The organism is Methylobacterium sp. J-077, assembly GCF_022829365.1.
Classification (GTDB): domain Bacteria; phylum Pseudomonadota; class Alphaproteobacteria; order Rhizobiales; family Beijerinckiaceae; genus Methylobacterium.
Map to the genome: position 1 here is coordinate 1 of NZ_JAKSYJ010000099.1, position 19248 is coordinate 19248.

The 19248-nt window shown below is 67.6% G+C and carries 17 protein-coding genes; 8 read left to right on the forward strand and 9 right to left on the reverse strand.

Features of this window, described 5'->3' with window-relative positions:
* Positions 1–795: chaperonin GroEL (groEL, locus tag MKL11_RS08070; RefSeq protein WP_243942015.1), on the reverse strand; the 795-nt coding region annotated here is incomplete at its 3' end.
* Between the two features lie 72 nt (positions 796–867).
* Positions 868–1158: a co-chaperone GroES gene (gene groES, locus MKL11_RS08075; RefSeq protein ID WP_007567860.1), complete on the reverse strand. Its 291-nt coding sequence runs from the start codon at positions 1156–1158 to the stop codon at positions 868–870.
* Positions 1159–1370: 212 nt separating this feature from the next.
* On the opposite strand from groES, the gene MKL11_RS08080 reads away from it, so the two are divergent.
* The 3 genes from MKL11_RS08080 (at position 1371) to MKL11_RS33065 (ending at position 4599) form a co-directional block, all read left to right on the forward strand.
* Entirely contained in the window at positions 1371–2357 is a 987-nt protein-coding gene (locus tag MKL11_RS08080; RefSeq protein ID WP_243942017.1) for a CorA family divalent cation transporter, read from the forward strand.
* 196 nt (positions 2358–2553) lie between these two features.
* Positions 2554–4014, forward strand: a complete 1461-nt coding sequence (locus MKL11_RS08085) for a methyl-accepting chemotaxis protein (RefSeq protein WP_243942019.1) — start codon at positions 2554–2556, stop codon at positions 4012–4014.
* A gap of 51 nt (positions 4015–4065) precedes the next feature.
* Positions 4066–4599, forward strand: coding sequence for a DUF3455 domain-containing protein (locus tag MKL11_RS33065; protein ID WP_279600355.1), 534 nt, complete (start codon positions 4066–4068; stop codon positions 4597–4599).
* Positions 4600–4606: 7 nt separating this feature from the next.
* On the opposite strand, the gene pdeM is transcribed toward MKL11_RS33065, so the two are convergent.
* From pdeM to MKL11_RS08105, 3 genes are read right to left on the reverse strand one after another with little or no spacing between them, the layout of a single operon-like run.
* Positions 4607–5320 carry a ligase-associated DNA damage response endonuclease PdeM gene (gene pdeM / locus MKL11_RS08095; RefSeq protein ID WP_243942023.1) on the reverse strand — a complete coding sequence of 238 codons (714 nt, stop codon included), beginning with the start codon at positions 5318–5320 and terminating at the stop codon, positions 4607–4609.
* Positions 5321–5361: 41 nt separating this feature from the next.
* Complete coding sequence (locus tag MKL11_RS08100) at positions 5362–8040, reverse strand: ligase-associated DNA damage response DEXH box helicase (RefSeq protein ID WP_243942070.1); 2679 nt, start codon at positions 8038–8040, stop codon at positions 5362–5364.
* Entirely contained in the window at positions 8037–8993 is a 957-nt protein-coding gene (locus tag MKL11_RS08105; RefSeq protein WP_243942025.1) for an alpha/beta hydrolase, read from the reverse strand. The genes MKL11_RS08100 and MKL11_RS08105 overlap by 4 nt, the downstream gene beginning before the upstream one ends.
* 202 nt (positions 8994–9195) lie before the next feature.
* Between MKL11_RS08105 and MKL11_RS08110 the strand changes: the two genes are divergently transcribed.
* Positions 9196–9540, forward strand: a complete 345-nt coding sequence (locus tag MKL11_RS08110) for a DUF6460 domain-containing protein (RefSeq protein WP_243942027.1) — start codon at positions 9196–9198, stop codon at positions 9538–9540.
* Between the two features lie 42 nt (positions 9541–9582).
* Positions 9583–10953, forward strand: a complete 1371-nt coding sequence (locus MKL11_RS08115; protein ID WP_243942029.1) for an MATE family efflux transporter — start codon at positions 9583–9585, stop codon at positions 10951–10953.
* Positions 10954–11038: 85 nt separating this feature from the next.
* Here the strand turns inward: MKL11_RS08115 and MKL11_RS08120 are convergent, their stop codons facing one another.
* Positions 11039–11377: a hypothetical protein gene (locus MKL11_RS08120; protein WP_243942031.1), complete on the reverse strand. Its 339-nt coding sequence runs from the start codon at positions 11375–11377 to the stop codon at positions 11039–11041.
* Positions 11378–11594: 217 nt separating this feature from the next.
* Here MKL11_RS08120 and MKL11_RS08125 point away from each other — a divergent pair, with 217 nt between their 5' ends.
* On the forward strand, positions 11595–12488 hold the full coding sequence (locus tag MKL11_RS08125) for an HpcH/HpaI aldolase/citrate lyase family protein (protein ID WP_243942033.1): 894 nt from the start codon (positions 11595–11597) through the stop codon (positions 12486–12488).
* Between the two features lie 221 nt (positions 12489–12709).
* Here MKL11_RS08125 and MKL11_RS08130 read toward each other — a convergent pair whose 3' ends face one another.
* Positions 12710–13831 (reverse strand): hypothetical protein, encoded by a 1122-nt coding sequence (locus MKL11_RS08130; RefSeq protein WP_243942035.1) that lies wholly within the window; start codon positions 13829–13831, stop codon positions 12710–12712.
* 717 nt (positions 13832–14548) lie between these two features.
* Between MKL11_RS08130 and MKL11_RS08135 the strand changes: the two genes are divergently transcribed.
* Together MKL11_RS08135 and MKL11_RS08140 are read left to right on the forward strand one after the other, a co-directional pair.
* Complete coding sequence (locus tag MKL11_RS08135) at positions 14549–15964, forward strand: diguanylate cyclase domain-containing protein (RefSeq protein WP_243942036.1); 1416 nt, start codon at positions 14549–14551, stop codon at positions 15962–15964.
* Positions 15965–16375: 411 nt separating this feature from the next.
* Complete coding sequence (locus tag MKL11_RS08140; RefSeq protein ID WP_243942038.1) at positions 16376–16564, forward strand: SRPBCC domain-containing protein; 189 nt, start codon at positions 16376–16378, stop codon at positions 16562–16564.
* Here the strand turns inward: MKL11_RS08140 and MKL11_RS08145 are convergent.
* The gene (locus tag MKL11_RS08145) at positions 16543–16812 is read right to left on the reverse strand and encodes a hypothetical protein (RefSeq protein ID WP_243942040.1); all 270 of its coding nucleotides are present in this window, start codon (positions 16810–16812) and stop codon (positions 16543–16545) included. The two genes, MKL11_RS08140 and MKL11_RS08145, sit on opposite strands and share 22 nt — an antisense overlap.
* Before the next feature lie 5 nt (positions 16813–16817).
* Entirely contained in the window at positions 16818–19115 is a 2298-nt protein-coding gene (locus MKL11_RS08150; protein WP_243942042.1) for an FdhF/YdeP family oxidoreductase, read from the reverse strand.
* Positions 19116–19248: the final 133 nt, after the last annotated feature.

Genomic DNA, 19248 nt, shown 5'->3' on the forward strand with positions numbered 1-19248 from the left:
GTTCACCACCAGTGTGGCCAGGGCCTCGCCCTCGATGTCCTCGGCGATGATCAGCAGCGGCTTGCCGGTCTGGACCACGGCCTCGAGCACCGGCAGCATCGCCTGCAGCGACGACAGCTTCTTCTCGTGGATCAGGATGTAGGGGTCTTCCAGCTCGGCGACCATCTTCTCCGCGTTGGTGATGAAGTACGGGGACAGGTAGCCACGATCGAACTGCATGCCCTCGACGACGTCGAGCTCGGTCTCGGCGGTCTTGGCCTCCTCGACCGTGATGACACCCTCGTTGCCGACCTTCTGCATGGCGTGGGCGATCATCTCGCCGATCTCCTTGTCGCCGTTGGCGGAGATCGTGCCGACCTGAGCGACCTCGTCGGAGGTCGAGACCTTCTTGGCGCGGGCGACGATGTCCTTCACCGCAGCGGCGGTGGCGAGGTCGATGCCGCGCTTCAGGTCCATCGGGTTGATGCCGGCGGCGACGTACTTGGCGCCCTCGCGGACGATGGCCTGGGCCAGCACGGTAGCCGTGGTGGTGCCGTCACCGGCGATGTCGTTGGTCTTCGAGGCCACTTCGCGCACCATCTGGGCGCCCATGTTCTCGAACTTGTCGGCGAGCTCGATCTCCTTGGCGACCGTCACACCGTCCTTGGTGATGCGGGGGGCGCCGAAGCTCTTCTCGATCACGACGTTGCGGCCCTTGGGACCGAGCGTCACCTTCACCGCGTCGGCGAGGATGTCGACGCCGCGCAGCATCTTATCGCGGGCGTCGGCGGAGAAACGAACGTCTTTCGCTGCCATGGTTTGCCTCTTGTGGTTGGATTGAACCCCAAGGCCTCGGACGGCCTCAAAGGGCTGGGACGGGGAAGCCGATCAGAGGGCGACGACGCCCATGATGTCGGATTCCTTCATGATGAGGAGGTCCTGACCGTCGATCTTGACCTCGGTGCCGGACCACTTGCCGAACAGGACGCGGTCGCCGGCCTTGACGTCGAGCGCGTTGACGCGGCCCTGCTCGTCGCGCGCGCCGGGCCCGACGGCGACGATCTCGCCCTCTTGCGGCTTCTCCTTGGCGGTATCCGGGATGATGATGCCGCCCTTGGTCTTCTCCTCGCTCTCGATGCGACGGACGACCACGCGGTCGTGCAGCGGACGGAACTTCATGAGCTGCCCTCTTGCTTCAAGTCTGCAGTTGGCGTTGATGCGGCCGGCGAGGCCGCCTCCGAGCCGGACTATTAGCACTCTGTCTTGGCGAGTGCCAATGACGGCGGCGAGATAGCCCTCGCGCGGTTTCGAGTCAAGGCTGTCGCACCCCCGCGCGACGGTGCGATGACGGGGGATCGACCCCATTCTCCCCCCATGGATGACGCGCGCCCATGCTGAGCCTGCACGGACCTGAGGGCGCGGTGACGCTCGACCCGGGCGGCCCGATCCCCGGCAACGCCGTCTGGCTCGACCTCAACGATCCGACACCCGAGGAGGCCGCAGCCGTGGAAACCGCGACCGGCCTGCGGGTGCCGTCTCGGGCGGCTCTGTCGGAGGTCGAATCCTCCAGCCGGCTGCGGCGGGTGAAGGGTGGGCTATCGCTCTCGACGCCGATGATCACCTTCGAGAGCAGCGAATCGCAGCTGAAGCCACTTGGTTTCCTCCTATCGAAGGACCACCTCGTCACCATCCGGTTCCACGATCTGCGCGCGATCGGCTCTTCCGAGAAGCGGATCGCCGACGGCGACGGCAGCGTGGCCCCGAGCGAGATCTTCCTGGTGATCCTGGAGGAGTTGGTCGACAGCCTCGCCGACGCCCTGGAGGACATGGCCTCCGAACTCGACCAGCTCTCCACCCGGATCTTCGACTTCGACGTGCGCGGCGCGAACCGGCGGCGGCTGGAGAGCCCGCCGCCGCGCCGCCGCGACTTGGCGCTGCGGCGGATCCTGCGCGGCATCAGCAACCGCGGAAAGGTGTTGGGAAAGATTCGCGCCAGCCTGCTCGGCCTGGAACGGATCGTTCCATTCGTGTCGGCCGCCTGCGACGGCCTGGGGCTGCCGGAGGACGGACGCTTCGAGACGATCCGGCGGGATATCGACTCCCTCGACGAGTTCGAGACGCGGCTCGCGGAGAACGTCCAGTTCCTCCTCGATGCGGCGCTCGGGCTGATCAACATCGAGCAGAACAACGTCTTCCGGGTGCTCACGGTCGTGTCCGTGGTGGGCGTGCCGCCGACGCTGATCGCCTCGATGTACGGCATGAACTTCAAGCACATGCCGGAACTGGATTGGGCCTACGGCTATCCCTACGCCCTCGGCCTGATTTTGTTCAGCGCGCTGGCGCCGATCGTGTATTTTCGTATACGTGGCTGGTTCTGATATTCGGCTGCAAATACAACAACGAATGGCATTAACCGGCTTTATTTTTAATCGAGTACAGACTAAAGATCGGACCATTAAGATATATTTCTTTTTCGGCATTTGATGATGCCCAACTTTGTATCGAACCGTCCAAATTAGATAAAAATTAACTCCGTTTCGGCTACGTTCTCTATTGAGCAGGGCGAGCACTGAAATGTTCAAGAAATCCGTCTACAGCGATTCACGGGCCAAGCTGAACGCCCTGGATCGGTCCCTGGCGATTATCGAATTCTCGATGGACGGTCAGGTCCTCGACGCCAACCGGAATTTTCTGAACTTGATGAAGTACTCCCTTGCGGACGTACGAAACAAACATCACCGCATCTTCGTCGATCCGGCCTATGTCCAGAGTGCCGAATACGCGGAATTCTGGACGAAGCTGAAGGACGGCCAGCACGTTACCGGCGAGTTCCTGCGCCTGGGCAAGGATGGCGCCGAGGTCTGGCTGGAGGCGACCTACAATCCCGTCCTCGACGCTCGCGGCCGGCCGGTGAAGGTGGTCAAGTTCGCCTCCGACATCTCGACTAAGAAGAACGAGATCGATCGTTTGATGTCGATGATCGAGAACATGCCGGTCGCCGTCATGACCGCCGATCCGCGCAACGATTTCAAGATCAACTACCTGAATACGACCTCGCGCAAGACCCTCGGGCCACTGGAGCAGCATCTGCCGATCAAGGTCGACCAGATGCTCGACCATTCGTTCGACGTGTTTCACAAGAACCCGCACCATCAGCGTAACATGCTCTCGGATGCGAGCCGGCTGCCGCATCGGACCAAGATCAAGGTCGGCCCGGAGACGCTCGACCTCCAGGTCACCGCGGTCAACGACCGGAAGGGCAATTATATCGGCCCGATGCTGACCTGGGCTGTGGTGTCCGCGCAGGTGAATATGGCGACCGACGTGACCCGCGTGGTCGACGCCGTCGGATCGGCGATCCGCGAGATGCAGCACTCGGCCGAGGGGCTGACGCAATCGGCCGATGCCGCTCGGCAGAAGGCGTCGTCTGTCGCGGTTAATTCCGAACAGATGAACAGCGCCATCCAGGAGATTTCCGGCCAGGTCGGACGAGTCTCGGAGCGCGCCCGGCAGATCGCGGTCCAGGCCGAGACCACGGACGCGACGATGCGGCGGCTGGCGGAGAACGCTCGTGAGGTCGATGCGGTCGTCGGCATGATCAAGTCGATCGCCGGGCAGACCAACCTGCTCGCGCTGAACGCCACGATCGAGGCCGCCCGCGCCGGCGCCGCCGGACGGGGCTTCGCGGTGGTGGCCAGCGAGGTCAAGGCCCTGGCTGAGCAGACTGCCAAGGCGACTGGCGACATCACCCAGCAGGTCGCGGCGATCCAAAGTGCAACCGGCGAGGCGGTCGGGGCGATCGAGAAGATCACGGCCGCCGTCGCCGAGCTCTCGAACCTGACCCTGGCGATGGCGAGCGCCGTCGAGGAGCAGGCGGTCTCGACCCACGAGATGTCCGGCAATATCGGCGGCGTCTCGCAGGCTGCCAACGCCACCGGTCAGCTCGCCGAAGCCGTTCTGAGCGTCGCCGAGAGCTTGGCCGGCCATTCGTCGGACCTGTCGGAGAGCGTCCAGCGGTTCATGAAGTCCGCCTGATGTGAAACACGGGAAGCAGCGGCGTGAAACGCGCGCGCGGTTTCCCCCGTATTGGGGGTTTCGATCCATCCAGATGGAGCTGACCCGATCCCCTACCTCCTCGACAAAGCCTGGCAGCCCGCCCTCGTCGCCCTCGCGTGTCACGCACAGGCTTGCGCCGCCGAACCCGCGCGGCTCGGGCCGCCGCCCGGGAGCGCGCCGATCGTCAGCCTCGCTGCTCGGGGCGTGCAGATCTATTCCTGCATGGCCGTGGAGGGAGATCCGGCCTGGGGTGCGGCCAAGCCCGAGGCCGAACTATCCCAGGCGGAAGGACACGTCGTCGGCCGCCATTTCGAGGGACCGACCTGGGAAGCGCAGGACGGCTCCCGGGTCGTCGGATTGGTCATCGATCAGGCACCGGCGCCCGAGCCCCACGCCGTGGCGTGGCTGCTGCTCGCGGGCCAAGCGACCGGGTCCGGCGTGTTCGCCGGGACGCGCTACGTCCTGCGCAGTGACACGGCTGGAGGGGAGAAGCCGGCGGGCGGATGCACACCCGGCGAGACCGCGCGGGTGCCCTATACGGCAAGTTACACGTTCTACCGCTGACGGCCGTTCAATCCCGGGCGAGCTGCGCCCGGCCGATGGAGAAAACCCGTCCGTCCCCGAGGAGGTGGGCCGTGAACCCGTTCGGAAACAGGCCCTCGATCGCACGGTCGCGGACGTTCAGCCCGCCCGCATAGGCGCCGAAGGCCGGCATCACCAGGCGGATGCCGTCGGTGACGAAGCAGCGCCGGCGGACCGCCCGGCCGCGCATCGCCACCTTGCCGCAGGGATGGAGATGGCCGGCGATCTCGCCGGGCACGGGTTCGGGGCTCGGCTCGTGGCGCAGGACGAGGCCGCCGAGGGACAGCGCATCGGCGTAGCGGCCGCCGACGCCCTCGCTGACCGCCGCATCGTGATTGCCGGCGATCCAGACCCAGTCCCGGCCCTCCTGCAGGGCCGCCACCATGGCCCGGTCGCCGGGCTCCATCCGCTCCGGCCCCCGGTGATCGTGGAAGGAATCGCCGAGCGCGACCACGCGGGCCGGATCGTGCCGGATCACCGCCTCGTGCAGGCAGGCCAGGGTCTCGCGGGTGTCGTAGGGCGGCAGGAACTGGCCGGTGCGGGCGGCGTAGGACGAGCCCTTCTCCAGGTGGAGATCGGACACGATCAGGGTGCGATGCTCCGGCAGCCACACGCCGCCGCAGAGATCGAGCAACAGGGTCTCGCCCGCGAGCAGCAGGGTCGGGTGCTTGTGAGTCTTCTCGAGTCTCAGGCCGGCTGCCAAGATCGCATCCTCGGTCTCAAAGGGGGAGGGCGGATCGCCGGTCAGGACAGAGCCTCCTGAAGAAGCTCGGCCTCGGCCTCGGCCAGGATCTCGTCGGCCCCCTCGCCGTAGACCCGCTCGCGCCCGATCTCGAGCATGACGGAGACGGAGAGCGGCGAGACCCGATCGAGAGCCCTGTGGATGATTCGCCCTTGGATGCGCTCTAGCATCATGCCGAGGCGCCTCACGTCGAGGAGTCCGGTTGCCGCATCCTGCCGCGCCGCCCGGAGCAGGAGGTGGTCGGGCTGGTGCTTGCGCAGCACGTCGTAGATCAGGTCGGTGGAGATCGTGACCTGCCGGCCGGACTTCTTGAGGCCCGGATGATGGCGCTCGATCAAACCGGCGATCACCGCGCACTGCCGGAAGGTGCGTTTCATCATCGCCGATTCGTCGAGCCAGGCCTCCAGGTCGTCGCCCAGCATATCGACCGCGAACAGGTCGCCGATGAAGTCGGGATCGCGTGCGGCCCGCTCGGAGACGTCCCGGGTGGTCCAGATCGCGATGCCGTAATCGTTCGCCGCGAAGCCCAGCGGGCGCAGGCCGTCCCGCTCCAGCCGTCGCGTGAGCAGCATGCCGAGCGTCTGGTGTGCGAGCCGTCCCTCGAACGGGAAGGCGGTGAGATAATGGCGCTTGCCCCGCGGAAAGGTCTCGACCAGCAGGTCGCGTTCGCCCGGCAGGACCGAGCGGCGGCGCTGCTGCTGCAGGTACTCGCCGATCTGCTTCGGCAGGCGATCCCATTCGAATGGGTCGGCGATGATCGCCCGGACGCGCTCCGCCAGAAAGGTCGAGAGCGGGAATTTCGCGCCGGCATAGGAGGGGATCGCCGGATCGGTGCCGAGCGGCGCGCGCGTCACCAGGGCCTCGTCCTCGGCGAGCCCCTCGAAGCGCAGGGTTTCGCCCGCGAACAGGAAGGTGTCGCCGATGGTCAGCGTGTCGGCGAACTCGTCCTCGATCTCGCCCAGCACCCGGCCGCCCTTCGGCAGGACCGTGCCGGGCTTGCTCCGCAGCGTCCGGCCGAGCCGCACCCGCACCCGCGCCGCCTCGACGATGGTGCCGACATTCATCCGGTAGGCCTGGGCGGTGCGGGCATCGCGCACCCGCCACAGCCCGTCTGGGCCGCGGAGGATCTTGGCGAAGCGCTCGTAGGCCCGCAGCGCGTAGCCGCCGGTCGCCACGTAATCGACGACCTGCTCGAACGATTCCCAGGTCAGCTCCGCGTAGGGCGAGGCGGAGACGATCTCGTCGTAGAGACCGAGAGGGTCGAAGGCGTCGGCGCAGGCCATGCCGAGCACGTGCTGGGCGAGCACGTCAAGGGCGCCGAGACGCGCGTCGGGGGTATCCTGCGCGGCCTCCTCGACGGCGTCGAGGGCCGCTTGGCATTCCAGCATCTCGAAGCGGTTGCCGGGCACCAGATAGGCCTTCGAGGGCTCATCCATGCGGTGGTTGGCCCGGCCGATCCGCTGCATGATCCGGCTCGCGCCCTTGGGCGCCCCGACATTGACCACGAGATCGACGTCGCCCCAGTCGATGCCGAGATCGAGGGTGGCGGTGCAGACGATCGCCCGCAGCTGGCCCGCCGCCATGGCGGCCTCGACCCGGCGGCGCTGCTGCGCGTCCAGCGACCCGTGATGGATCGCGATCGGCAGCGCATCGTCGTTGAGCCGCCACAGCTCCTGGAAGGTGTATTCGGCTTGAAGCCTTGTGTTGACGAAAATCAGGGTCGTGCGGTGCGCGCGGATCAGGTCGTAGATCGCCGGCATCGAGTGCCAGGCGGTGTGCCCCGAGATCGGCAGCGACCGGCCGAGATCGAGCATGCGCAGGTCTGCCTTGGCACCGCCCCGGACGGTGACGAGGTCGGCCATGGGGGGCTGTCTTTTTTTCCCTCCCCCCATTGCGGGGGAGGGTGGGAGGAGTGCGCGGGTCGGGTCGGTGACCTCATCGAGTGCCGAGACCGCGACGCGCCCCCTCTCCCGCTCGGGAGAGGGGACCTGAGCCTCGTTCGGAGATGTGTGAATCCGACCTCCCGCTGAGGGGGGACTCAGCACCTGCGGCACCAGATACTTCCGCAACTCATCGGGCTCTCGGACCGTCGCGGACAGCCCGATCGCCGCCAGGTCCGGGCTGAGCCGATGCAGCCGGGCGAGCGCCAGGGAGAGCAGGTCGCCGCGCTTCGAGGTCACCAGGGCGTGCAGCTCGTCGAGGATGACGCAGCGCAGACCGGAGAAGAATTCGGCGGCGTCGCGATGGGCGATCAGCAGCGCCAGTTGCTCGGGCGTGGTCAGCAGGATGTCGGGCGGGCGGCTGATCTGGCGGGTGCGCTTGTGCGCGGGCGTGTCGCCGGTCCGGGTCTCGACCCGCACGGGTAGGCCCATCTGGGCGATCGGCGCGTCGAGGTTGCGGGCGATGTCGACCGCCAGCGCCTTTAGTGGCGAGACGTAGAGGGTGTGCAGCCCCGTCGAGGTCTTGGATGCGGGTTTGGCGGCCGCCCGCTCCGACAGGGCGACCAGGCTCGGCAAGAAACCCGCGAGCGTCTTACCGGCCCCGGTCGGCGCCACCAGCAGGGCCGAGCGGCCGGCGCGGACGATCCGCAGCAGGTCGAGCTGGTGCGGCCGGGGCGTCCAGCCACGCGCGGCAAACCACGCCCGGAAGGCCGGCGGCAGGATCTCGTGTGCGTCGCTCAGGCCAGGGCCATCAGGAAGCGGTCGATCAGTTCCAGGGCGCGCTCGCTCATCGAGCCGGGATAGCGGGCGAAGACGTGGCAGCCGCCGGGATAGATCGCGGTGTGGCCGCCATTGCCGGCCGCCGCCCAGCGCGCCGACATGTAGAGCGTGTCATCCAGCAGCGGGTCGGCGGTGCCGATGGTGAACAAGGCCGGCGGCAGACCCTTCAGCTCGGCATAGATCGGCGACACGTCCGGGCGGCGCCGGTCGATCCCCTCGCGGACGTAGCCGTCCGCGAATTTGGTGAGGTCGAGGGTGTTTACCACGAGGCGCTCGTCGCCCCAGTTGCGCACCGAGGGGGTGAGGCCGAGATCGTAGAAGCCGGCATTGAGATTGGCGCCGCGGAACGCCCGCGGCTGATTGTGCAGGTCGCGCAGGCGCAGCAGCACCATCACGGCGAGGTGGGCGCCGACCGACTCGCCGCCGATCGTCAGTGCGTGAATGCCGAACTCGGCCCGACCTGGCCCCGCGAGCCACAGCGCCGCAGCCTCGCAATCCTGCAGGGCGGCGGGGTAGGGATGTTCTGGGGCAAGCCGGTACTCCACCGACAGCACCACGAACCCGCAGGCATCGGCGATGCGCTCCAGCCACGGGTCCTGCTCGTCGGCTGCGCCCCAGACCCAGCCACCCCGGTGGATGTGCAGATAGGCGCCGCGCAGCTTCGCGCTGGCCTTCGGGCGGATCACCCGGAGCTTGAGCGGACCGCCGGGACCCTCGATCGTCAGCCACTCGGCCCGGGCGCTGTGCGGCATCGCCGGCGCGGCCTTGGTCCCGGCGCGGCGGCGGGCGCGCACCTCCTCGATCGGCAGCGACCAGGGATCGGGCAGGGCGGCGTGCGCCGCGACGATCTCGGCATTGAGCCGAAGCGTCTCGGGATCGATCGTCGCCGGGTCGAACAAGGCGTGGTCGATCATGCTGGGTCTCGTCCCCGTCGGCGCTGTCCCGCGGCCATTCCCGGCATCTTGGCGGGACGGGTCTCGCTTGCCATCTCGGGTCCGTGGGTGAAACCCGCTAACGTTTGATCCGGGATCCGGTTTCGACGCGGTGTGGTGCACCGGCCACGGTTCCGCCCGTTTCGTCGCCGATCCGGACACCCTCTTGTTTCATGAGGACGCGATGCTCGTCGATCACGACCGGCGCCGGCACGGTGCCCCGCCGCCGGACAGCGCCTATGGTGCTGAGGTCTACCCGCCGCGCGCCTCGGCGCTGCGCCGATTCCTCGGCGGCTCGCCCGCCGGGGTGTTCCTGCGCCTGCTGTTCCTGTCGGTGCTGGTCGGCGCCTTCATGTCGATGCTCGGCCTGACGCCGGGCCGGCTGTTCTGGCGCATCTACGATTCGGCCCGGGCGCTCCTGGAAATCGGCCTGGCGTCGCTGCACGATTTCGGCGGCTGGATCGTCGCGGGTGCGGTCGTGGTCATCCCGCTCTGGCTGATCTCGCGCCTGTTCGCCGCCTCGCGCTGACCGACCGGTTCACGAATCGTTCGCATCCGTTTAGGCCGCGGCATGACGCATCCGCCTGCCGGCTCACCGGTCCTGCCGACGCATCGCCGCGTGCTGGCTCTGGCCCTGCCGATGACGCTGGCCAACGTCACGACGCCGATGCTCGGCTTCGTCGGCGCGGCCGTGATCGGACGGCTCGGTGACGCGGCCCTGCTCGGCGCGGTGGCGCTGGGGTCCGTGATCTTCGACGTGATCTTCTGGTCCTTCGGGGCGCTCCGCATGGCGACCGCGGGCCTGACCGCCCAGGCGGTCGGGGCGCGGGATGTCGCCGAGGTCGACCGCATCCTGGCCCGGGCGCTGGCGGCCGGCGCCGTGATCGGCCTGAGCCTCGTCGCGCTGCAGTGGCCGATCGCCGAGGCCGCGTTCGCGGTGAGCGGCGCGAGCGCGGCGGTGATCGCCGGCCTCGCCACCTACTTCCACATCCGCATCCTGTCCGCCCCGTTCGTGCTGGCGAGCTACGGCGTGCTCGGCTCGGTGGTGGGGCGGGGGCGGACCGACCTCGGCCTGCTGCTTCAGGTGGCGATCAACCTGGTCAATGTCGGGCTGACGCTCACCTTCGTCCTCGGCCTCGGATTGGGGCTCGCCGGCGCGGCGCTGGCGGCCTTGTGCGCGGAGGTGGCCGGGCTCGGCCTCGGGCTGATCGTGCTGGCGCGGCTCGGCTCGCGCCCGTTCCGGGTGCCCCTGCGCGACCTCCGGGACGCCGCCGCTTTGCGCCGCACGCTCAGCGTCAACCTCGACGTGATCCTGCGCACCCTGGCGCTGATCACCGCCATCGTGCTGTTCTCGGCCTTGGGCGCCCGGCAGGGCGACGTGGTGCTGGCGGCCAATTCCGTCCTGTGGAATCTGTTCCTGATCGGCGGGTTCTTCCTCGACGGCTTCGCCACGGCGGCGGAAACGCTGTGCGGACAAGCGGTTGGCGCTCAAAACGCCGAAGCGTTCCGGAGGGCCTCCAGCTTGAGTCTGCGCTGGTGCCTGGGCTTCGGGATCGGGGTCAGCCTGATCGCCTACGCGGGCGGGGCAGGCTTCGTCGACTTCGTCACCACCAGCGAGCCGGTGCGCGAGACCGCCAGAGCCTATCTGCCGCTCGCCGCCCTGGCGCCGCTCGCGGCCGCCGCGCCGTTCGCCTATGACGGGATCTATGTCGGCGCCACCTGGACCCGGGCGATGCGCAACCTGATGGCGGGTGCGCTCGCCGCCTACGGCTTTGTGCTGGCGCTGGTCCAGGTCCTGGGCCTCGGCAATACCGGCCTGTGGCTGGCCTTCGTGGCCTTCCTGGGCGCGCGGGGCCTGTTCCAGGCGATCGCGTTTCCGGGTTTGGCCCGGAAGACGTTTCAGAGTCCCGCGCGGTCTATGGACGCGATTCCGGCGTCATAACGCGAATAGCCCGCGCGTGGTGAGCCAGGGCGCAAAAAGCCTCAGTGATACCGCGAAGATTTGCGGTTGGGATCCGCGGGCCGGCTCAGTGCGGATCCTTCCAGGCCGTGGCGGCCGGCGGCGCGGTCCGGGCGACCGTCCCGGTGGTCCGCGGCAGCTCGGCCTCGGCCCGACGCTGCGGCGCCCGGCGGAGGCTGCCGTAGTGCCGGCTCCGGCGGACATGGCGGCGGCCGCGCTCGGTCGAGTGGCCGACGAAGCCGCCGACCACGGCGCCCGCCACCGCCCCGATCGGACCGCCGACCAGGGCACCGGCCACGGCGCCGGAGCCGACCCCGAGGGTGTTCCGGCTCTGGGCCCGGGCGGGACCGGGCGCCCCGGCCAGGGCCAGGGCGGCCAGGACGAAGGCGGTCGAGAACAGGCGCATGGTATTCGGATCCCGGGATCCAAGGATCGGACCCGGGCCGCCTATATCCGTGAGAACATGACCAAAGCGCGGCCGGATACGGTGCGGCCGCCACCAGTATCAAACGTCGCAGGGACTCACCGATCGCGCGATCGAAGGTGTGGCCTGCGCGACGCCATGCTTTAGGGTGCAGCGCAACGAAGACCGGCCGTGGAGCGGCCGCACCCGGGAGATGCCCATGGCCACGACGACCGACCTGCGCCTGCGCCGGAGCGTGCTCTACATGCCCGGCTCGAACCAGCGGGCGCTCGACAAGGCCAAGACCCTGCCGGTGGACAGCATCATCCTCGACCTCGAGGATGCGGTCGGCCCGGAGGAGAAGGAGATCGCCCGGGAGCAGGTCTGCGCCGCGGTCAAGAGCGGCACATACGGCAGCCGGGAGCTGGTGATCCGGGTCAACGCCCCCCAGACCCCCTGGGGCGAGGCCGATCTCCACGCCGCGATCGAGGCCAAGCCCGACGCGATCCTGATGCCGAAGGTCTCGTCCCCGGCGGTGCTGGAGAGCATCGCCGACCGGCTCGAATCCCTCGACGCCCCGGAGGGCATCGCCGTCTGGGCGATGATCGAGACGCCCGCCTCGATCCTCAACATCCAGGAGATCGCCCGCGCCAGGCGCGATCCGCGCAAGCGCCTGACCTGCCTGGTGCTCGGCACCAACGACCTCGCCAAGGACACCTGGGCCAAGATCGTCCCCGGCCGGGTGCCGATGCTGCCCTGGATGATGATGGCGCTCGCCGCCGCCCGGGCCGAGGGCCTGGCGATCCTCGACGGCGTCTACAACGACATCGCCGACACCGAGGGCTGCCGCGACGAGTGCCGCCAGGCCCGCGACCTCGGCTTCGACGGCAAGACCCTGATCCACCCGACCCAGCTGGAGCCGGCCAACGCCTCGTTCGCCCCGACCGAGGAGGAGGTGCGCCGGGCCAAGCTGGTGATCGAGGCGTTCGAGCGCCCGGAATACGCCAAGCGCGGAGCGATCAAGCTCGAAGGCCGCCTCTACGAGCGTCAGCATCTCGGCGTGAACCGCCGCGCCGTGACCTGGTCCGAGGCGATCAAGGCCAAGGGGTTCTGAGGATGCGCCGTTCGAGCCGGCGCCGCCGAGAGCGGTACCGGCTCGGCGAGAGCGCGGGTTCGAAGTCGGAGACGGGGCGCCGTTCCCGATCGAACCGTGACCGGGAACGGCGCTGGTTGGCCTGAGATCGGGGCTCGAGCAGCGCTCCGGCTCGGCGGCCGGGCAGGTCACCATCAGGTCACCCCGTCCAAGTCGCCAGGCTCCGAGGCGGATCCGGCGATTCAACGCGGTCCGGTCGAGCCCTTCTGGAGCGACGACAACGAGGACGCCGAATCGAGCTTGTAGGTGTACTTGACCGGCGAGCCCGTAAAGCTCGTCCCGGTCGCCGATTTTCCCGTGGTCGATTCATAGACGTTGTTGCGCTCGCGGAAGCTGTAATTATCACCGTCAGCGTCTAATCCGATCTGATTGCTATTCTTCGTCTTATAAAAATAGTTCGACTCGGATACGACGTTGCTTCCGCTGCCGATCTGCAAGGCGTTATATTGAACCGTCGGGTACGATTTTCCGTCCGTTCCCTTGTTGTATCCGTCCGGAGCGGTGCTGTTATCGAAGTAGTTGTTGTAGGCATGCACCCAGCCCCGGAGGAGCGGGCGCCCACGCATGTTGGGCCCGATCCAGTTGTGATGGATGGTGACATGCAAGGCATTGCCACCATAAGCGTAGGAATCATCCTTGTTGATGCCGACGAGCATCGCCAAGCGCTCACCGGCCAAATCGTTATAGGTGCCGACCCAATTCCAGACCGGATCCGGCTGCATGGTCAGCCAATTGTCGCTGAAGTAGAAATGATTGTATGACACCGTTATCTTGTCCGAAGACAGGCCGATGCTGAACAAGTCATCGCTGATGTCGTAGAACGTGCAATGATCGATCCATGCATTGCTCACGCGGCGCAACGACACACCGAGATAATTGATCCCGGCATCGTCCGAGGTTCCCTTGACCTGAGGGGGAAGTGCCTGCAGGTCGCTGATGCGGCCGCTGAAAGTAATGTCACGGATGATGATATTGCTGATGTTCCGACCGTCGCTCAATTTCTCCCCGGAAAATTTGAGCTGAATGTTTTCCAAGACGGCGTTCCCGCCGGAAGCGCCCTCGATCGTCGTGTTGTCCCAGCTATTATCACTAAAGGTCAACGTTTTCAGCTTGGGTCCACCATAGATATGACCATTGATCACGATGCGGTGGGCATTGTTGGTGACGGCGCGGGTCAGTTCATCCAGCGTCGAGACATTGATTGGGATGGCATCCGCAGGCGCGCCAATTCCAGTGGAGAATCCGCCGGTATCCGTCTGGGCCTGAGCAGCAGGGCACAATCCCAGCGCGATAGCAGTCAGCAATAGGGCACAAATTCTGGACCTAACAGTCACAATATCTATCCTAAAAAATATAATATCGCCGCCGTTCGGCAGTCTTTCTTATCATTTCTGTGTGACATTTAGGTATGCGCGCGCAAATCTCGCCCCATGGCATCGCCCTCCCGAGGTGTCGAACGAAACAGATCGCGTGATGGCTGAAGACAAACCCACGCGGGAGAACAAGCGGAACCTTCGAGGGAAGCGCTTTAAAACCGCCCGGGCGCCGCTCTATTCGCCGTAGAGGCAAGCGATTTGGCAAGGGTCGGCATGCTCACCGGCGAATGCTTGTCTGGTGCGGTTCGCAACGAGGCCTGACCGAGCCGTTCCACGGGACGATCCGCCATCGCACCGATTGCCGGTGACTCTTCGGGGCCGCGCAGACCGCACGATCCGCGGTGGCCCGGTCGGGGTGCCTACCGCGTTCCGGTTCCGCCCAACGGCCCTGCGCCGGTTCTGCGGCACCGGTGGAACCTCCCTGACCCTCCGTGGCTGATGCCACCCCGGATGCGATCGACATCACCACCGCGAGCCCGGACGATCCGGACCCGGTTCCGCCGAAGGACCCCGTACGGGTCGGCAGCGGGCCAGCCTGGAACCCGATCGTTGGCGATATCCGACACAAATTCGTGATGTCCAGCGTAAACCCTTCTATAAGGCAAATGAACAGAAAGAAGGCTAAATATATGCTGAGTTAGAAAGATGAAATCTTCTGCCGCTATTGCTACTGAGGTCCATCAGTCCGGCTGGAACGCGAGCGCCATCCTGAAAGCCGTTGCGTCGGCGAACGGGCGGCTTCGGCACCCCGTCATCAGTGTTCTGGTCGGCGCGGCGGCCTTCCTCGTCTCGTTCGTGTTGCGAAAAGCCGTTCATCCGGCCCTGCCGCCGGGATTTCCGTTCGTCACCTTTTTCCCGGCCGTCATTCTGTCGACGTTCGTCTCGGGCGCCCGCGCCGGCCTTGTCTGCGCGGTCCTGTCCGGCGTGACGGCCTGGTACTACTTCATTCCGCCGCTGAATTCCTTCGCGATCGACGGCTCGGTCGTGACCGCCCTCGCGCTGTTCGGTATCGTGGCCGGCATCGATATCGCGCTGATCCATGTCATGCAGACGGTGACCGGCCAACTGGTCGGCGCCGAGAGCGCCGCCCGCGCGCTGCTCGATCAGCAACGCCGGCTCGTCGCCGATCTCCGGCAGGAAACGCAGAGCCGCGTGATGCATCAGCAACTCGCGGAGAAGTCGCTGCTGCTCGACCTTGCCCTGACGGCCGCGCAGGCTGGCACGTGGCACTATCGGGTCGCCACCGGGCGGGCTCTGCTCTCGGCCGAGATGGCCCGTCAGCACGGCCTCGGGGAGGCCGAGATCGAGATCGATGTCGAGCGGGACTGGAAACCGCTGGTGCATCCCGACGATGCCGACCAAACCTTGAGCGCGCTCGGCCACGCCATCGCGACGAAGGGGCCCTTCGAGACGGAATTCCGCATCTGCCTGCCCGATGGCGAGACGCGCTGGGTCTGTGGCATGGGTCGCGTGGAGAGGGATGCCCGGGGCGACGCGGAATGGGTCGTCGGCCTGACCTTCGATGTCACGGCGCGCAAGCTGGCGGAGCAGCGGATCGCCCATCTCGCGCGTCACGATCCACTGACGGATCTCGGTAACCGGACCCACTTCCAGGAGCATTTCCTGCGGGAGATCGCCCTGGTGAAGCGCGGGGCGCCGGCCTTCGCCCTGCTGTGCCTCGATCTCGACGGCTTCAAGGCCGTCAACGACACGCTCGGTCACGCCGCCGGCGACGCGCTGCTGCGGCTCGTGGCGGAGCGGCTGAAGGCCAGCGTGCGGATCGTGGACACGGTGGCGCGCCTGGGTGGCGACGAGTTCGTGGTGATCCAGACCGGGCTGGGCCGGACTGCCGACGCCACGGCCCTGGCCGAGCGCCTGACCCAGGCGATCAAGACACCCTTCGTCATCGATGGACAGGACGTCTCGATCGGCGTCAGCGTCGGCGTCGCTCTCGTCCCCTCGGATGGGATCGAGGCCGACGTGATCTACCGGAATGCCGACCAGGCCCTGTACAGGGCCAAGGCTGCCGGCCGCGGCACCTATCGCCGGGCCGGGGCGTGAGGGTTGCCCGTGCGGGGGCCCGGTTCAGGCCGGGTTCCCGTCGGACAGCCAGCGCTGTCATTGCCAGCGCAGCGAAGGAACTGAGAGCGTGTTTTTGGCTCTCAATGCGAACATGATCGCGCAAGAACGCCAGATCTTGCGTGTCCAAAGGGCTGCAAGTCCTTCGGCCAAGTTCAGGGGCGGAGCCCCCGAGCGCAGGGCTCCGCCCCGCGGCGGAAAGAGATCGCAGACCCAGAGCTTTCGAAAGCGAGACGTTTCGACTTTCATTCGTGTTTCCGCCAATACATCCCCGGCAAACAGTCGATAATACGCTCTGAGAAAATGCCACGTCGCGGGAATGCGTGCCGCACTGGGTCGCTTGGTTGCGGTCGCCAGGACGGAGGGTCATCGAAAGCTCCGCGGATCGCTCGAATGACGAGCATTCTGGTAACCCAGAGGCCGTTCTTCACCGGCCTCATCGCCTTCGAGCCCGAGGGCGGGGGTACCCGCTACACCGCGCGCGCCCTGCACCGGTCGGCGGAGGATCGCGCCGCGCGCGAGGCGATGGGCCTCCACGAGGGCCGGGGCCGCTGCGCCGATCAACTCGCCGCGGGGTTGTAGCGCGTCCGCTGGGTGCGCGGATCGCGGGCCGTGACGGTCACGTGGCCGGCCTCATCGAGCGCCGCCACGGCGCGCAGCACCAGGGCGTGCTCCACCGCGAAGGTGCGGGCGAAGGCGCGGCTGTCGCCGGGCAGGCCGAGGTCGAGGGCCGCCAGCAGCCCGGCTTCCAGCGGGTCCATCGCGGGATGGGCCGCCGTGACGCGGTCGAGGGCGGCGACGAACGCCGCCTCGTCCAGGGGGCGATCCATAAGACCTACGCCGCCGCCCGCGCTTCCAGGGTCACGAGCACCGATTTCGAGGTCGGCGTGTCGCTCTTCTCACCGAAGGTCGAGAGTGGCACCAGCACGTTCAGCTCCGGGTAGTAGCCGGCCACGGCGCCCCGGGGCATGTCGAACGGCACCAGCCGGAAATCCTCGGCCCGCCTGGTCACGCCGTCGGCGTGGAGACCGACGATGTCGACGCGCTCGCCGAGCCGGTCGCGGATCTCGGCGAGGTCGTCCGGATGGGCGAACAGCACCTTCCGCTCGCCGTAGACGCCGCGGTAGCGGTCATCGAGGCCGTAGATCGTGGTGTTGTACTGGTCGTGGCTGCGGAAGGTCTGCAGCACGTAGGTGTTCTGGCCCTTGCGCGCAGCCTGGTGCTCGGTCTCGGCGGGCAGGGCGTCGGCGGAGAAATTGGCGCGGCCGGTGGCGGTCTCGAACACACGCTCGGCGGCGAGGTTGCGCAGCATGAAGCCGCGCGGCTTGCGCACTCTTGTGTTGTACTCCGAGAAGCCCGGCACCGTCGCGGCGATCGCCTCGCGGATCCGGTCGTAATCGGCCGAGAGCCCGGCCCAGTCGATCGCGGCCGAGCCGACGGTGGCCTCGGCGATGCCGGCGATGATCGCGATCTCCGAGCGCAGCTCCTTCGAGGCCGGCTTGTTGATGCCGCCGGAGCCGTGGACCATGCTCATCGAATCCTCGACGGTCACGATCTGGGTCTTGCCGGCCGCGTTCCGGTCGATCTCGGTGCGCCCCATGCAGGGCAGCAGGTAGCCGACCGCGCCCGGCACGAGGTGAGCGTGGTTGAGCTTGGTCGCGATGTGGACGGTGAGGCGGCAGGAGGCGAGCGCCTGCGCCACCACCGGCGTGTCGGGCGTCGCGCGCAGGAAGTTGCCGCCCAGCCCGATGAACGCCTTGGACGTGCCGTCGCGCATCGCCCGGATCGCCGCCAGGACGTTGTGGCCGTGCCGGCGCGGCATGGCGAGGCCGAAATGCCGCTCCAGCGACTCCAGGAAGGCCACGGACGGCCGCTCGTTGATGCCGACCGTGCGGTCGCCCTGCACGTTGGAATGGCCGCGCACCGGGCACAGGCCGGCGCCGGGCCGGCCGATATGACCGCGCAGGAACAGCAGGTTGGCGATCTCGCGCACGGTCGCCACCGAGTGGCGGTGCTGGGTCACGCCCATGGCCCAGGTTGCGATCACCCGCTGCGCGCCGAGATAGACCTCCGCCATGGCGGCGATGTCGTCGTAGCTTAGGCCCGACTGGTCGAGGATCGCGTCCCAGCTCGTGGCGTCCACGGCCGCCCGGTAGGCGTCGAGTCCGGCGGTGTGGTGCTCCAGGAAGGCCCGGTCGAGGAGCGACGGGCGGCCGGAGGCGAGCGCCTCGGCGTCGCGGGCGAACACGATCTTGGCGATGCCCCGGAAGGCCGCCATGTCGCCGCCGGAGCGCGGCTGAAGGTAGTGGCTGGCGATGGCGCCGCTGGCGCCGCGCAGCATCTCCACGGTGTTCTGCGGGTCGGCGAAGCGCTCGAGCCCGCGCTCGCGCACGGGGTTCAGCACCACGACCTTCGCACCGCGCTCGGCCGCCCGGCGCAGGTCGCCGAGCATGCGCGGATGGTTGGTCCCGGGATTCTGGCCGACGCAGAAGATCGCGTCCGCCTTCTCGAAATCCTCCAGCAGGACCGTGCCCTTGCCGATGCCGATCGCGTCGATCAGGGCGACGCCGCTGGCCTCGTGGCACATGTTCGAGCAGTCCGGGAAGTTGTTGGTCCCGTAGGCGCGGGCGAACAGCTGGTAGAGGTAGGCGGCCTCGTTCGAGGCCCGGCCGGAGGTGTAGAACTCCGCCTGGTCCGGATGGTCGAGGCCGCGCAGCGTCGCGCCGATCTCGGCGAAGGCCGCGTCCCAATTCACCGGCAGGTAGCGGTCGCTCGCCGCGTCGTAGCGCATCGGGTGGGTGAGGCGGCCCTCGCCCTCCAGGGCGTAGTCGCTCCAGCCGCGCAGCTCGGTGAGCGTGTGGCGGGCGAAGAAGGACGGCGGCGTGCGCTTGTCGGTGGCCTCCCAGGAGACCGCCTTCACGCCGTTCTCGCAGAACTCGAAGGACGAACCGTGCTTCGGGTCGCCCCAGGCGCAGCCCGGGCAATCGAACCCGTCCGGCTGGTTGGCCTTCAGCAGGGCGCGGGCGCCCGACAGCGGCGCGCGCGAGCCGAGCAGGTGCTTGCCGCAACTCTTCAGAGCACCCCAGCCGCCGGCGGCGGATGAGCGCTTCGGAGCCCCGTCAGGCTGGGCCATGGATTGTCCTGGATGTTTTCTGGAAGCGAGACCGGCTCGCCAATTCGCAACCGCGAGATAAGCGGCACGGGAGACGGGTCACAATGCCGGGCGCGCGCAGGCCCCTCATGCATGGGGCACAGGCTAAGTCACC